Genomic DNA, 15,517 nt, shown 5'->3' on the forward strand with positions numbered 1-15,517 from the left:
AAAAAATTGTCCGGAATCTATCTTCATATTCCTTTCTGTAAGCAGGCCTGCCATTATTGCGACTTCCATTTCAGCACCAATCCCCAAACCATGGAAAAAATGGTGGAGGCCATGTGCCGCGAATTGGCCTTGCAAAAAGACTACCTGGGAACCCAAAAACTGATAAAGACCATTTATTTCGGTGGGGGCACCCCCTCGCTCCTGCCCACGAAAATGTTGGAAAGACTGCTGGAGGCCGTCAATGCAAATTATGCAGTCAACCCGGAAGAGGTGACCCTAGAGACCAACCCTGATGACCTCACCGTGAAAAAGCTACAGGACTTTAAATCGCTGGGGATAGACCGGCTGAGTATTGGGATCCAAAGCTTCAATGAGGGTATCCTGCAATTCAGCAACCGCGCACACACGGCATCCGAATCGATAAAAAGTATTGAACTGGCCCAAAAAGCAGGGTTCGAAAAACTGAGCATCGATCTAATGTATGGCTTTCCCTCAGCTGATCACCAGATTTGGAAAGGTGATTTGCAAAAAGCAGTAGAAATTGATGCGGGACATATTTCGAGCTATTGCCTGACCATTGAGCCCAAGACAGCCTTTGGGGTGTGGGCCAAAAAGGGCAAAATACAACCCAATTCGGATGATTTTAATGCCGAGCAATTTGAAATGCTGCAGGAAAAGATGGAGCAGAATGGCTACATACAATATGAAATTTCCAATTTCGGAAAACCTGATTCGTTTGCCATCCACAATAGCAATTACTGGAAGGGCGTACCCTATCAGGGTATTGGCCCAAGTGCGCATTCTTTTGACGGGAAAAACAGACAGCACAATATCGCCAACAACATTAAATACATTACTGGTGTGGAGACCGGGTCGCTGGCTATCATATCCGACCCGCTCACGGGTAATGATATAATTAATGAGTACATTTTAACCTCCTTGAGGACCATTTGGGGTGTGGACTTGACACTTATACAAGAACGGCACCAGATAAATCTATTGGAGCTTCATAGCCAGCTGATTGCCACTTTGAAAAAAGAAGGGCTGCTGGAAAATCCTGACAACAAGCTTGTTTTGACAAAAAAGGGAAAACTTTTGGCTGACCTGATTGCCGAAAAGCTGTTTATTTGATTACATTTACCATATGGCGTACTATAAAGATTACAGCAAACGCAAAAAGGAAATGACTCCTTTAAAAGAGGCGTTTGAGGAATTGTTGCAAACCTACAGGCTAAAAGACAGATTTAATGAGCGGATGGTTGTGCAGGCCTGGGGGGAACTGATGGGGAACACCGTTTCCAGCAGGACTTCAAGTCTTTTTGTAAAAGATAAAAAATTGTTCGTCAAGCTCAGCTCAGCCGCCATCAAGCAGGAACTCATCATGAACAAAAGCAAAGTGATGGGACTGATCGAAGGACGGTTTGGCAAAGGGACAATTGATGATGTGATATTTCAATAGGGCGGCATACACCGCCCTATTTTGTTTATTGCCCATCCTGAGCCGCAAACACTCTTCGCATCAAGGAAGAAGTCCTCTGCATCGGGTTTTCTCTAATGTTTTTCTCTTCTTCCGCAATCAGCGTAAAAAGTCCATCAAGCGCCCTTTCCGTCACATAATTATTCAAGTCCGGATCAATGTTGGATGTGGTTGGAATGGCATTGTAGGCCCTCACCAAATCCGAATAATGCCTCGTGGCCCCCACCTGATCCAGTGATTCCTGAATTCTTGGCATAAAAAGCCGGGTAAGCTCCTCAGATGTGGTTCTTCTCAAATATGAAGTGGCCGCATCGTCCTCTCCCCGAAGAATTCCCCAAGCATCCTGCACAGACATCTGCCTAATGGCATTCACGAAAATAGGCCTTGCCTCTCTTGCGGCATTTTCTGCTCCACGGTTGATAGTGAGCAGCACCCTGTCGACCTCACTACCCAAACCTAAGGATCGCATGGTGGATTCCACTCTCCTCATCTCCTCTGGAAGGGCAATTCTTATCAACTCGTTTTTGAAAAAGCCATCTTCCCTGGAGGCACTTTCGGAACCTTTAGAGATTCCTTGCACCAAAGCTTCTTTCAGACCGCTGGCCACATCATCTTCTGATAATGCCCCGCCCGCAGCGCCTCGAAGAATACTCCCCACATCAGCACCCGCACAGGCAACCAAAAGCAGGGTCATTAAAAATACAGACACTTTGGATAAATAATTTTTCATTTTCAGCAACATTTAAAGAGTTTAAAAGGAAAGTTTACAAAGAGCATAAAGTCCGCTAGATTATGTATTATTGTAGTGGTTTTTATTTATGCTCAAGATCTTTAATCTAAATATCGGTAGAATTGCCTTATTATTAGCCATCATCACGTGGTTAGCTCTCCTATTTGTGGACTTGGTCCGCCTTTTTGGAGCGATAAACCGTATGGATACAGGCTTTTCCCCGGAAATCACTTGGATACTACAAACACTATTTTTTATCATGGTGTTTTTGTTTTTTCACAATGACATCAAAAAAAATGAGGGAATAAGTTTTCTGGATCTGATTTGGAAAGGGGTTTCTACGGGTTTGTTTGCCGCGGGGATCACCTTGCTGATCCGCTTTTTCTACTTTCTATTGGGAAATAGCCGCTTATCCACTGACCCCTTACTCAAAAATTTCTTCTATCATGTCAATTTTGGGCTGAGCACAATATTCTTGATCTCAGTGGCCCTGATTTGGCGGCAGCTCATCCTTTACCAAAAGGACAAAAACGTAGTGCAGCAATGGCAGGCCTTTGAGATCATTCTGCTGGTCAGCATGTTTTTCGTGTTCTTTAACCAGACCACGTTTAATTATAGCTTTATCTTTGGACTATTCTTTATTTACATTTTCGGAATTATACTTTCTGTAAACCTGAAATGGATACCCTACCTTACATTTAAGGAAAAATGGAAGTCTATTTTATTTCTGGTCATTATCCTGCTTTCAACAGGCTTCCTGTTTTTCCACACCGTTACCCAGACCGAGGAAGCTACAGTGGTGGTAAGCCTTACCGAGAACCTATTTCTACTGGGACTATTTGGGTTTGTATTTATTTATGCGCTATTCAGCTTTTTGGTGACACTGTTCAACCTGCCGACCTCCTCAGTCTTTGAGCAAAAGCTGACTGAGGCCATCAATTTTCAAAAACTTAGCCAATCTATTCAGCCTGGACAGAGTGAAAATGAGGTCATGGATATCCTGATGGACAGTTGTATGAGCGCCGCCTATGTTGATGCCGCTTGGCTGGAACTTTCTCCCTTGGGGGAAAATCCAACAGTTATCCACCAAAGGTTTATAAGCGAAGAAGACCGAGTTGAAGTGGAAGAGCAGCTGAAAAGCGCCAAGCCCTTTAAAGACTTTTTGTCCAAAGAAGAACCGAAGTCGTTTGAATACCTGACAGGCAAAATAAAACACCCCTTCTATAAGTCAGCCTTAATCATCCCACTTCGTGTAAATAAGGAAGTGCTGGGACATATTTATTTGCTCAAAGAGGTGAAGGATGGCTTTAACAAGGAAATGATTAATATCATCTCGACCTTTGTGGGACAGGCCAGCATATCGGTAGAAAACCACAGGCTTTTGAGCGAAGCGATCAGAAACGAGCGATATAAAGAGGAATTGGAAATTGCGCAGCGGGTCCAAAGAAGCCTTTTGCCATCTGTGCTGCACAAAAACGAATGTTTTGACATTGCAGGACTTTCCGAAGCGGCCGATGAGGTGGGCGGGGATTATTATGAGACCTTCCAGTTTACACCTGACAGGTTTGCGATCATCATAGGTGATGTATCGGGAAAAGGCACTTCGGCGGCCTTTAACATGTCGCAGATGAAGGGGGTTTTCCACACTTTGGTGCAGCAGGACTTGCCACCATCCACCTTTTTGTCCCAGGCAAATGGCGCTTTGGGCAGGTGCTTGGAGAAAAACCACTTCATCACCACCACCTACTATGTTATTGACACCGCCACGAAATCAATCAATTACAGCCGGGCTGGGCACTGCCCCACCCTTTATTACAGCGCAAGGAAAAACACTTGTGCCTATTTGGAAGTAGATGGTCTAGGACTAGGGATTCTCCGCAATTCCCAATATTCGAAATTCATCAAGGAAAAAACCCTGCAATATCAGCCTGGAGACATCATGCTGATGTATACCGACGGCATCATCGAGGCTAAAAACGGGCAAGGGGAAGAGTTTGGATTCGAAAACCTGCAAGAAGTCCTTGAGCAAAACTACAGGTTGTCGCCTGAAGACCTTGTCAAAAAAATAATGGAAAAAGTTTATGAGTTTATCGGCACCGACACCCTGCCGGACGATGATTACTCTTTATTGATAGTTAAGTTTTTAAAATAAACCCTAACCGCTAATTAGCGTATAAAAAACTATGTTGCAGATAGATAAGATACAGGAAGACGAACACGTAATATTGACCCTCTCAGGCGAGGTGGATGCCAGCAACTCCGTCGATCTTGACAACGCCCTGCAAGCCGTAATGGAACCCAATAAGAAAATCCTCTTGGACGGCAGCAACCTTCAATACATTTCCTCCGCCGGACTCGGTGTCTTTATGTCTTATCTGGAGGAATTTGAAGCCCAAAACATACAGTTTGTAATTTTCGGATTAAACCAAAAAGTTTATAATGTCTTTCACATACTTGGACTCGACCAGCTCATTATTATCCAGACTACCAAAGAGAAAGCTCTTCAAGAATTCTATGAGGCATAATCTTATCTTAAGTTGTGAAAAAAGCAAACTTTCCGAACTCCGTGGTTTTCTCAACGGGGTATTGGACAAGTCGCAGCTTTCTGAAATAGCCAAAAACCAGGTGGTGCTTGCTGTGGATGAGGTGTGCTCCAACTTGATGATACATTCCCATCAGTGCAACCCCAACGATAAAATCTATCTGGAAGTCTTCCAAACCGAAAGCAAGCTGGTCATAGAGATCAAAGATAGCGGTGAGGGCTTTAACATACTCGAATACAAGCAGCCTGAACTTGCTGAAGTGAAAAGAAAAAGACGCAAGGGCGGCTTGGGCATCATGCTGGTCAAAAAAATAATGGACAACATTGAATTCGAATCTACAGGAACCCAAAACACCTGCAGATTGACCAAAATGCTTAATTCCAAATAATTGTTAATAATTTCCACATATACAATCCCACCCCTATTTTTCTTCTATTAAATTTGTAACATTGCACTATCGTTTTCGGCAAGCCAACATATATGAAAATAAAGTATTTCCATTTCCTGTTAGTGGGGGGCATGTTAGCCTGTGCCCCATCCGCAAAGATGGATACCAATACCGCAATTGACAACTCCCCTCAGCCACTGCTTACCTTGGGCGAGGAAAAGATTTTTGCAGACGAGTTTGTCCATATCTATACCAAAAGCCAGCACTTTGAGGGAGCCGAAGACAAAATTTCCAAGGCCAACTTTGACAAAAGCCTGGATGCCTTTATCAATTACAAGCTCAAAGTAATCGAAGCGGTCAATTTAGGGATGGAGGATTCAGATGAGTTCGACAAGGAATTCACCATATTCAAAGAAGACCTAAAGAAACCCTTCATTTTAAAATACTCCCTGCAGGAAGGGGAGATAAAAAAGGCCTATTCAAGAACCCAAGAGGTATTGAAAGCCAGCCACATCCTATTGCAATTTCCTCAAAATGCCAGCAGGCAAGACAGTATTGCTGTATTGAGAATGGCGGAAAAGATCAAGGCAGAAGCCGAAGAGGGGGCCGATTTCAACCAACTTGCATTGGAGCATTCAGATGACCCTACGGCAGAGGAAAACAAAGGCGACTTGGGTTATTTTACTGCTCTGACTATGGTCCAGCCATTTGAGGATGCTGCCTATGACCTTTCCATAGGGGAAATTTCAGCTCCTATTCTGACCAATTATGGCTATCACATCATCAAACTGGAAGACCGAAAGCCCAATCCGGGCGAGGTTCGCGTATCCCACATTCTGGTACGCACCAATTCTGCAGACCCCGTAACAGAGGATCGGGCCAGACAGCGAATTGCCGATATCTATACCGAGCTGCAAAAACCAAACGCAGACTGGAATACCGTGGTGGAAAACTTCTCCGATGATCAAAGCAACAAAAACACGGGAGGAAAACTTCCCTGGTTTGGTGTAGGTGCCATTATTCCGGAGTTTGAAAAAGCCGCATTTGAATTGAAAGATAAAGGAGAAATCTCTTCTCCTATCAAGACGGCTTACGGGTACCATATTATACGACTGGAAGATGTGCGGGAAGTCCCCCCCTATGAAGTGATGGAGCCTGCATTAAGGTCAAAAATTTTACGTGACAGCCGCTCCTCTCTGATTCAAACGCAGGTGGTGGCTATGCAGAAGTCGAAATTTGGCTATCAGGAAAACAGTGGACTAATAGAAAACATCAAACCACAAATAGACCAAGCCCTTGGAAAAAGTCTACAGGCAGTAAAAAGTGAATTGGAAGAAAAAAACCTTCTGGATACCACGTTGATCACTATAGCGGAAAAGGATCGCTCAGTGAGGGATTTTATTAGATTCATCGAGAGTGACCAGGCAGTGGTGAAAACCAGCCCGCAGAAGTTTTTCCAGCCATGGTTTGACAAATTCATCCAAGCAGAGCTTGACATAGCCGAGGAACAGGAACTGCTTCAGAACAATGAGGAATACAAAATGCTCGTTAAGGAATACCGGGACGGTATTTTACTGTTCAGTTTGATGAACGATATGGTATGGCAAAAAGCGCTTTTGGACACTGCGGGTTTAGAGGCCTATTTTGCCAAAAACCAGGAAAGATACCAGTGGAAGGAACGAGTACCCGCTTTAATCGTGAAAATGAACAAGGAGGAGCAACTCTCCAAAGTAAGAAGATTCTTGTCCAATAAAGCCTACAGCTCTAGATTAAAGCCAGCCGTGGAAGACCAGTTTCTAAATGATTACCCTGGCTTATTTGAACTTGAAGACGGTGTATTTGAGCATGCTAACCATGCTGTGCTTCAGAAGGTAGACATAGCAGAGAAATACCATGAGTTAAAACAAGATGGTCGCTCTCATTTCTTGGTCTTGGGCTCCTCCATTGAACCTGGGCCCAAAAAGCTTTCAGAAACAAGAGGCAAGGCGATACAGGATTATCAAGAAACTTTGGAGAAAGAGCTGATCGCAGAATTAAGGGAGCGCTATCCCATTCAGGTGAATGAAGAAGAAAAAGAACGTGTATTTGAGATTATTAAAAAGTAAGGTTTACCTTTTGATCCTCGCGGGTGCGCTTTCTTCTTGTGAAAACACGGGAAAAAGGATCGGCAGAGATGCAGATGACCGTCTTGTGGCTTCTGTTGGCAGCCAGCGTCTATTCTCATCTGATTTGGAGTTTCTCAGTGCTAAAATCACCCCAGGTGAAGACAGCGCGAAATTTGCCGAACGTTACGTTCAAAACTGGATCAGAAAACAACTGATGGTGCAGCAGGCAGAGAAGAATAAATCTATAGACCCAGCTGAGCTGGAAAGGAAACTTTTGGACTATAAATATGCCTTGATGGTGTATGAATATGAAAAAGACTATGTAGACCAAAACTTGGACAAGGATGTACCTTATGAAGAAATTTCGGCTTACTACAACCAGAACAGGGAAAACTTCATCCTAAAAGAAATAATAAGTAGGGTCAATTTCTTCAAGCTGGAAAAACAGCTGCCCCAGAATAAAGATTTGGAAAGGCTGTTGAAATCCAATCGAGACAACAGCAAAGAAATTAGGGAGCTAGCCCAAAGATATGCGAGCAATTTCTTTCTTGAGGACAGTACATGGGTTAAATTTGACGAAGTCACCCAGAACACCCCATTGGCTGGTCATCCAAATAAGGTCCAGTTGCTGAAAAGCAACGACTTTTATAAAGTCGAGGATGAGGAATTTGCCTATTATTTCAAAATACTGGAATTTAAGCTTGCCGATCAGGTACCCCCGATGGATTTTGTGCGGGATGAAATAGCCAAAATCATCCTTAATAAGCGCAAAGTAAGCTTAGCTGACCAGCTACATAAAGATATTTATAGTCGCGCATTAGAAAAAAATGAGTTTACAATACATGATTGACATTAAAAAATGCTTTTTTACCATGGCCATATTGCTTGGCGTGGGGCAATTGATGGCGCAAGATCAAGACACCGCAGCCCAAACGCCCCCTGTTCCAAAAACAGGACAGGTGGTGGATAAGATCATTGCCAAGGTTGACAATTACATCATTTTGGAATCAGACCTTCAGAAAGCCTATCTGGAGTCCATTTCCCAACAGCAGGAAGGATTTGACGCCCCTACCCGATGTGATGTCTTCGAATCACTTTTGATAAATAAAATGATGGTGGCCAAAGCTGAGATTGATTCCGTAGTAGTATCAGATGCCGAAGTGATGCTGCAAACTGACCAAAGGTTTTCTATGATCATGCAGCAGTTTGGCGGCGACGAAAATACCTTGGCAGAAGTGTATGGAAAAACAGCCGACCAATTGAAAGCTGAGTTGGAGACGCCCATCAGGGAGCAATTGATCATTGATAAGATGCAAAAGAAGATCACTGCTGGTCTTACCGTGTCCCCTGCTGAGGTAAGAAGGTTCTACAACAAGATCCCTAAAGACTCCCTGCCGTTTTTCTCGGCTGAGGTAACAGTGGGCCAAATTGTGAAAAAGCCTGAAGTGAACAGGGAGGAAAAAGACAGAGTGGTGAACTTCCTGAAAGGTTTGAAGGAAAAAATCCTGAACGGTGAGGAGGACTTCGGTCCACTGGCTAAGAAATACTCCGAAGATCCAGGTTCTGGTGCACAAGGCGGTGAGCTGGGCTTCTTTAGAAGGGGCGAATTGGCTCCTGAATATGAGGCAACTGCTTTGGCTTTGAAGCCAGGAGAGATCAGTGACCCGGTAGAATCCATGTTTGGCTTTCACATGATCCAACTTTTGGAAAGAAGGGGAAACACTTTCAACACCAAACACATCCTCATCAGACCTAGGCCGACCGATAATGACATCGCAAAGGCTGAAAGATATTTGGACAGCTTGAGAACCAAGATTGTCAATGACAGCATTGCCTTTTCAAAAGCAGCAAAGGAGTATAGTGACGACCGTAACACGTCTGATAATGGTGGCTTTTTCAGTGACCAAAACACCGGAGCAAATAGGTTGACACTTAGAAACCTGGATGATCCTGTTTTGTATTTCACATTGGATACCATGAAGGTGGGTTCCATCACAAAGCCTATGAGATACCAAAATGAGCGTGAAGAGGACAGGGTAAGGATTCTATATTACAAGGAGAAGTTCCCAGCACACCGCGCCAATCTGAATGATGATTATGAAAAGTTGAAAACGGCGACTCGAAGGCAAAAAGAAGAAAACCTGCTCAACAAATGGTTTATTAGTGCCAAAGATGACGTTTATATAGATATTGATCCAGCATACGACCGATGCGACGTTTTAAAAGAACGCTGACGGAATTAGATAAAAAAAGAGGAGCTTTGAAAAGCTCCTCTTTTTTGTTAAGGGTTTAAAATATTCCTAATCCATGGTTCAAGGTTAACATTGCCCGCCCCTTCTGTCTCCGGTCTCCCGTCTTCGGGCTTTTTTTCAAATCAAAGGCTTAAACTGCCGCAAAAACCTGATATCATTTTCAGTAAATAGCCTCAAATCCTTGATCTGATATTTCAACATGGCAATTCTTTCGATGCCCATTCCAAAAGCAAACCCGGTAAATTCTTCAGAGTCAATTCCGCAATTTTCCAAAACATTTGGATCCACCATTCCTGACCCGCCGATTTCTACCCAACCGGTACCTTTGCAGACATTACAACCTTCACCTTTGCAGAGCTGGCAGGAGATATCAATTTCAGCGCTAGGCTCAGTGAAAGGAAAGTAGGATGGTCTAAACCTCACTTGGGTATTCTTCCCAAACATTTCCTTTGCAAAGTGATACAAGGTCTGCTTCAAATCCGCGAATCCGACATTTCTATCCACATACAACCCCTCCACTTGGTGGAAAATACAGTGGGCTCTTGCCGAAATGGCCTCATTTCTGAAAACCCTTCCCGGAGAAAGAGTTCTGATCGGCGGCTTTTGGTTTTCCATCACCCTCACCTGAACAGATGAAGTGTGTGTTCTAAGGGCGATATCCGGATTCTTTTCCAAAAAGAAGGTATCCTGCATTTCCCGGGCAGGGTGATTTTCAGGGAAATTCAACGCCGTGAAATTATGCCAGTCGTCCTCGATTTCCGGGCCTTCAGAAAGGTTGAATCCGATACGCTCAAAAATCTCGATAATGCGCTGCCTTGTGGCCGTCAAAGGGTGGATCCCTCCTACAGGCAAAGTGGTAGCCGGCAAAGTAAGGTCAATGTCAGTCGATTTTTGGCTTTTGCCATTTTGACCTACCGCCTCAATAAGTTCCTGAAACTTGTCTTCCGCTGCCTGCTTCACGGAATTGATCTTCTGGCCAAAGGCTTTCTTCTCTTCATTGGGGACGTTTCGCATTTCTGCAAAAAGCTCACCTACCACACTCTTTTTGCTGATAAACCTCATCCTGTAAGCTTCCAACTCCTCAGGGGAATTGGCCTTATAGGAAGTGATTTCATTTAAAAGGGTTTCTATTTTATCGTTATGCATGGAAAACTCTTAATTTGAGATTACAAATCTAAAACTTTCTCGACACTATTCACAGCAAAGCGGCATTTAGGGCTCCTCTGGAAAGACTATTTCCATCTCCTCTTCTTTGGGAATCCTGGGTTGCCCCAATCCTACCGATCCTTTTAGGCCAGAAAGCGTGGCCCTCCACCAGTAATTAAAGATAAACCTGCTGTCGTCCCTTGGCTCATAGATGGTTGAGGTCACCAGGTTATTGAAAAGCCTTCGGGGGTTGTTGCTTCTCACGGCTATGGCATTGATCACCCAAGAAAGAATCCGCTTTCTTCCCGTGCCCTGCTCTAGAGTACGCTCGTCGAGTAAGCGCAGGTTAAGCTTTCTGTATTGCACAGTCATTTCCCCCCTTGCGCTGTTATCGTCGGCTATAAATTCCCAATGAGCCTCTTCAATAGTTCCTCTTCTTGCTGTCGCAAAAGCATTGGTTTCCAAAATCGGATTGATGAGTGCCAACTCAAATTCACCTGTCTGAGCCCTCACTTTCATCGGGAAATCACCAAAAAAGTACATGGTGCCCGAAATCTCCATGGGTGCCACCTCATTCATAAACCCTTTGCCAAACAGCTCGCTGGACTGAAATTCATAATTATCCGGGTTCTCGGTCAGCTGAAAAGGCGCAATGGATATATCCATATCATTGAACTGTATATTGCCAGGCACCATACCTTTGGAAGGAAACTCATGATAGCGGATGTTTGCCTTTGACATAATCAGTGAATCTACGGTCACATCAATACCAGCATTCATCATCAGCTTTTGCGGCATTGGGCGATAATTACCTTCCTTGATCTCAAAGCGTTTATCCCTGAATACCTCTGCCGAAAGGTCGTGGAGTTCAAGCCTTCTGGCTACAAATTTCTTATCCTCCACAAACTTGTTCAAATCCAGCCCATCAAAAACCACCTGCGGAATGTGTACTGTCGCAACATCGGTTTGGTGGCCTACTTTCCTAATGTATTCGTATTTCCCTACTTTTGGGAACATGCGCACATCATCTAAGATAAGTTGATCTCCGTTAAGCTTTGCCAGCCCCACCCTGACTACATTCAGGCTATCTTTCAGCTCCAATTCGTAATTTGGAATCACTACCTCATAGTCTGAATTCAGGAAAAACTTGGTATCAAGCTCACCCATTCGGGTGAGGTCAAAGTTCAGGTCGCTGAGCACCAAACCCAAGTTGGAGAAAGTCTGTATGTCTTGGGCGGTACCTTTTTCCAAAAGCTGGATTTTCCCTCCCCCTATTTCAAACCTGCCAATATAGAGGTTTGTCAGAATCTGCTGAAGGGCCTCCTCAGTCTTCTCCACCTTCTTAACTGTTTTCTCTCCGTTGTCCAAATAAAGAGCTATGACTGGATCATCTAATTTCAGGCTCGAAATGATAAACTCCCCAGTTTGCTGGAGTTCATTCAGGGATTCGGTCTTCATCACCACTCTCGGAACGGCTGCAGAAATCACAGGCCGACCCGGTTGGCCCACAGTGTTAATGGGTGTCAAAGCAAGGTCGGTAAATACAATCTCCTCATCTTGGGTGTTGAGGTCTACTTTGGCGAAATTTATCGAATGTATACTATCTTGAAGTACCAGTGAAAAATCATCGATGCTGGCCTCCATGTTTCCAAAGAATTCAGCAATTTCCCCGTGGGTCAGCTTGGTGCTGTCCAATAGGAAATTGAAAAACTTGAGGTTTATCCCCGTATCGATCAGCTCCCTGCTCACTCCGTCAATACGGTAAGCTACATTGATGTGGGCATTTTCAGCCTCTATGGTGTCAATCTGCACCACATCAATGGTTCTTGGGAGATTCCGGTCGCGCCCCCTTCTGCCCCGTCCATTTCTTCTGTCCTCCCTTTCTTCATCCCGGTTGATAAATAAACGCACGTCCGTATCGGTCAGCTTCACTTTTTGAAGCGATAACTCATTGTCAAATACAAAGGTCTCCAAATCCACCCCTCCAAAGCTCATTTCTGGAATATCGGCACTGATGGAAACTTTGGCTGGGATATTCCTGCGCGGGCGGAGCCTCACATTGGTTGTCAATATCTCCTCTCGGGCGGAATTAAAGCTGATTTTGTCGGCGATTATGCTGTATTGTCCTTCCGCCAGATTAAAGACATAATTGTCCAAGCTGATATCCAGCTCTTCAGCAAAAAAGGATTGCAACTCCCTTTCCCCTGAATATTGGTCCAGGTAAAAATTCTTAACCCGGATGGATACATTGTCTTCTGCAAAAGTCCGGATTCGGTCCTGACCCAGGTTTTCATATTCCCAAGTCCCCGCTATCAGGTTAAGTGAGTCCACCTTTATCACTGAGAAATAAGTGGTGAGCAAATCATATATATCGGACTTATCAATATCGGTTTCTTCACGGTCCTCCCTCCCTTCACCTTTTCTATATTGTGTGAGCTTAATCACTGGTGATGGAACTTCAATTTGATTGACAAGCAGTTCGCCTCTAAAATATGCTGAAGGGATATCAATTCCTCTTGCAGAAAACTCAGGGATTTCAATATCCAGCACCGAGTTGATCTCATATCGGTTGAGGTTTTCCTGAATATTATTGGGATCTGCCGGGCGAAATTTAAAACCGTTGATTTGAAGGAAATTCTCTTTGGTATCCAGATAAAGTCGATCCGAAGTGAACATGTGCAGGTTATCGGAAAGCTTCAAAGCATAATCCTGAATCTCCAACTGCAAATCCTCGGCGAAGAAAATCCTAGACGACTGACTGTCCACATCTTCGTCCAATCGGAAATTTTCCAACACAAAGTTAATTTCACCAAAGGCCAAACTATCCTGCCTAAGTCGAAGTCTATTATCAAGCACAAGGTTACCTTTGCGCATTTCCAGCCTCTCCACATAGATTGCCCGAAGGAATTCACGGGTTAATTCCTGAAGGGATGTTTGTGCCAAGTTTTGGTCCCCATCGCCGGCCCGCACGTCTTTGAGAAGTACGGAAGGCTCATTGATGATCATTTCCTTGATATCCACAATATTCTCATTGTAGATTTTCTTCAGATTGGCATCGGAAAGTGAAAGGGAGGGGACATCTATTTCAAACAGGGTTATGTCAGGGGTCTCTCCTTCATCGTCAATGGGAAATACTTTCACGCCCGTAATCTCTATCGCATCATCAAAGGAAGAAAGAAGCACTTTTTGACCGGTTACCCAATGGACGCCATCTGCCAAGGCAATCTTTACATCCGAGATATCAAGGGCAGCATCTCTGGCGTGAAAAAACTGATTCCGTTTCTTTTCCTCATCTGGACCAATGTACACATCCACCATCTTGAAATCTATAGACCCCGCCTCCACTCTGTTGCGATTGGTATCCCTGATGCTCCTTTGAAGATAGCTTCCTTTATAAATATCCATATTTTCCACACTGATGGAGGCCAGGATGTCCTGAATCAGGGGATAAAGATCATATTCAATGGCCCCTTCTGCATCATCGGTGACCACATCTGAGAAAATGGAAAACTTGGGATAATTGAGCGCCAACCTGCCCACTTCAACCTCGGAGGTGTAAAACACCTTGTTGATATCCGCATCCGTCAATTCCAAAAAATCGAGCTCCACCTGATAATAGATTTCAGAAGGGCTGGTCACATCTGGGACTAAACGCACCTGCTGTCCTTTGATATAAGACTCCAGCGAGGAAACATCAACATGGTTAGCCTTAATGGTGTGAATACTATCCGCCAAAAGCAGCTCGAAATTGTCCATCTGGAAATCAAACCCTTCGGCATTGAAAGGCGTGGCAATCTCCCTTTCCTTCAAAATCTGGATGTTGGCAACGTGGAAATGGGTTTTTTCAGCTTTTATGGACTGCTGGCTAATGAAATTCTCCAACAGCAGGTCCGCATTGTCCACGTACAGATCCCTGATAATAATATCCTCCAAGTTACCCCCTACCGATTTCCGAATTTCCTGTTCCAACATCCGCAGCGGGCTTTCGCCTCTTTCCTCCTCTTCCATTTCCTGAAGACGGGACTGGATCATCGGCTCGGTAAGTCTAATGGTTCCCAGAACCAAAATCTTATCACCAAAGCGGTAATTAATCCCCTTGATGGAAAATTCAGGTATTTCGATTCGGTGAAAAGCGAGGTGCTTTTCTTCTTCCAGCGTTTCGTCGGAAGGCACCAACGTGAATCCCTCCACATAAAATCCCCGTTCCAAAAGGGACAGATAAAACCTTTTGAAATCAATGGTGTACTTTCCATCCGAGGCAATTTCCACCTGCTCTTTGATATAGCGGCGAAGAAGAAAGTCAGATGTGAAATATACCGTAACCTGTAGAAAAAGAATAGTCCCAATAAAAATCAGAAAGTAACGGAGGAATTTCCGTTGCCCATCGCTCAATTGTAACTTTTGGGGTGTTTTTTCGGTCATACCTAAGCAATCAAACAGCAAAATAACCTATATATGGCTATAAAGATATTTTTCTAGGAAAAAATTGTAAAACTTTAACTAATGAAATATAAAAAAAGCTATGGAATATTACTCCATAGCTTTAGTCAATTAACAATAAACCCAAAATAACCTGTTGTAAGAGAAGGATTCGAACCTTCCTGAGCCTATTGGCCGGCTCTCCGTATTGGACAATACCTTACATCAATCCGTACATTGAGTACCAATTGGTTTTACAAATATACGGCAGGTCTTTGGAAATTTAAAATTCCTCAAACATTTGGATCAATATTTACAGATTATTTATTTTGAATCGTTTTCGGTTACCATATTGGCAAAATCAAATATTTATTTGAGCTTATTTTTGAAAACTCATCAACCATATACCAGTTCCTCAATTGACAAATCGGGAAAATGATTGCGATGTAATTAATAA

11 protein-coding genes are annotated in these 15,517 nt (G+C 43.8%); 8 read left to right on the plus strand and 3 right to left on the minus strand.

Annotated elements, in window-relative coordinates; genetic code table 11:
- Nucleotides 1-6 precede the first annotated feature (6 nt).
- Nucleotides 7-1,131 (plus strand): radical SAM family heme chaperone HemW, encoded by a 1,125-nt coding sequence (hemW, locus tag KI659_RS09390; RefSeq protein ID WP_213945090.1) that lies wholly within the window; start codon nt 7-9, stop codon nt 1,129-1,131.
- A 13-nt stretch (nt 1,132-1,144) separates the two neighbouring features.
- Complete coding sequence (locus tag KI659_RS09395) at nt 1,145-1,459, plus strand: DUF721 domain-containing protein (protein WP_213945091.1); 315 nt, start codon at nt 1,145-1,147, stop codon at nt 1,457-1,459.
- 25 nt (nt 1,460-1,484) lie between these two features.
- Here the strand turns inward: KI659_RS09395 and KI659_RS09400 are convergent, their stop codons facing one another.
- Complete coding sequence (locus tag KI659_RS09400; RefSeq protein WP_213945092.1) at nt 1,485-2,207, minus strand: DUF4197 domain-containing protein; 723 nt, start codon at nt 2,205-2,207, stop codon at nt 1,485-1,487.
- Between the two features lie 88 nt (nt 2,208-2,295).
- Here KI659_RS09400 and KI659_RS09405 point away from each other — a divergent pair, with 88 nt between their 5' ends.
- The 6 genes from KI659_RS09405 to KI659_RS09430 all read left to right on the plus strand — a co-directional run bounded on the left by KI659_RS09405 (nt 2,296) and on the right by KI659_RS09430 (nt 9,477).
- The gene (locus KI659_RS09405) at nt 2,296-4,359 is read left to right on the plus strand and encodes a GAF domain-containing SpoIIE family protein phosphatase (protein ID WP_213945093.1); all 2,064 of its coding nucleotides are present in this window, start codon (nt 2,296-2,298) and stop codon (nt 4,357-4,359) included.
- Between the two features lie 31 nt (nt 4,360-4,390).
- Nucleotides 4,391-4,732 carry an STAS domain-containing protein gene (locus KI659_RS09410; protein ID WP_213945094.1) on the plus strand — a complete coding sequence of 114 codons (342 nt, stop codon included), beginning with the start codon at nt 4,391-4,393 and terminating at the stop codon, nt 4,730-4,732.
- A complete protein-coding gene (locus KI659_RS09415) occupies nt 4,722-5,138 on the plus strand; it encodes an ATP-binding protein (protein WP_213945095.1) in 417 nt (138 codons plus the stop codon). Before KI659_RS09410 ends, KI659_RS09415 begins: the two co-directional genes overlap by 11 nt.
- Before the next feature lie 92 nt (nt 5,139-5,230).
- Nucleotides 5,231-7,243, plus strand: coding sequence for a peptidylprolyl isomerase (locus KI659_RS09420; RefSeq protein ID WP_213945096.1), 2,013 nt, complete (start codon nt 5,231-5,233; stop codon nt 7,241-7,243).
- The gene (locus KI659_RS09425) at nt 7,200-8,093 is read left to right on the plus strand and encodes a peptidyl-prolyl cis-trans isomerase (RefSeq protein ID WP_213945097.1); all 894 of its coding nucleotides are present in this window, start codon (nt 7,200-7,202) and stop codon (nt 8,091-8,093) included. Before KI659_RS09420 ends, KI659_RS09425 begins: the two co-directional genes overlap by 44 nt.
- Nucleotides 8,086-9,477, plus strand: a complete 1,392-nt coding sequence (locus KI659_RS09430; protein ID WP_394369777.1) for a peptidylprolyl isomerase — start codon at nt 8,086-8,088, stop codon at nt 9,475-9,477. The genes KI659_RS09425 and KI659_RS09430 overlap by 8 nt, the downstream gene beginning before the upstream one ends.
- Before the next feature lie 135 nt (nt 9,478-9,612).
- Here the strand turns inward: KI659_RS09430 and pheS are convergent, their stop codons facing one another.
- A complete protein-coding gene (pheS, locus tag KI659_RS09435) occupies nt 9,613-10,641 on the minus strand; it encodes a phenylalanine--tRNA ligase subunit alpha (protein ID WP_213945099.1) in 1,029 nt (342 codons plus the stop codon).
- A 66-nt stretch (nt 10,642-10,707) separates the two neighbouring features.
- Nucleotides 10,708-15,063 carry a hypothetical protein gene (locus tag KI659_RS09440; protein WP_213945100.1) on the minus strand — a complete coding sequence of 1,452 codons (4,356 nt, stop codon included), beginning with the start codon at nt 15,061-15,063 and terminating at the stop codon, nt 10,708-10,710.
- Nucleotides 15,064-15,517 lie beyond the last annotated feature (454 nt).

The sequence above is a fragment of the Litoribacter ruber genome (assembly GCF_018449405.1).
Lineage (GTDB): Bacteria > Bacteroidota > Bacteroidia > Cytophagales > Cyclobacteriaceae > Litoribacter > Litoribacter ruber.

What these genes read in the sequence shown, in the direction of transcription:
- KI659_RS09425 (WP_213945097.1), top strand. Translation starts at nt 7,200, where the DNA reads ATGAAGAAGAAAAAGAACGTGTATTTGAGATTATTAAAAAGTAAGGTT.
- KI659_RS09415 (WP_213945095.1), top strand. Translation starts at nt 4,722, where the DNA reads ATGAGGCATAATCTTATCTTAAGTTGTGAAAAAAGCAAACTTTCCGAA.
- KI659_RS09405 (WP_213945093.1), top strand. Translation starts at nt 2,296, where the DNA reads ATGCTCAAGATCTTTAATCTAAATATCGGTAGAATTGCCTTATTATTA.
- pheS (WP_213945099.1), bottom strand. Translation starts at nt 10,641, where the DNA reads ATGCATAACGATAAAATAGAAACCCTTTTAAATGAAATCACTTCCTAT.
- KI659_RS09430 (WP_394369777.1), top strand. Translation starts at nt 8,086, where the DNA reads ATGATTGACATTAAAAAATGCTTTTTTACCATGGCCATATTGCTTGGC.
- KI659_RS09410 (WP_213945094.1), top strand. Translation starts at nt 4,391, where the DNA reads ATGTTGCAGATAGATAAGATACAGGAAGACGAACACGTAATATTGACC.
- KI659_RS09400 (WP_213945092.1), bottom strand. Translation starts at nt 2,207, where the DNA reads ATGAAAAATTATTTATCCAAAGTGTCTGTATTTTTAATGACCCTGCTT.
- KI659_RS09395 (WP_213945091.1), top strand. Translation starts at nt 1,145, where the DNA reads ATGGCGTACTATAAAGATTACAGCAAACGCAAAAAGGAAATGACTCCT.
- KI659_RS09440 (WP_213945100.1), bottom strand. Translation starts at nt 15,063, where the DNA reads ATGACCGAAAAAACACCCCAAAAGTTACAATTGAGCGATGGGCAACGG.
- KI659_RS09420 (WP_213945096.1), top strand. Translation starts at nt 5,231, where the DNA reads ATGAAAATAAAGTATTTCCATTTCCTGTTAGTGGGGGGCATGTTAGCC.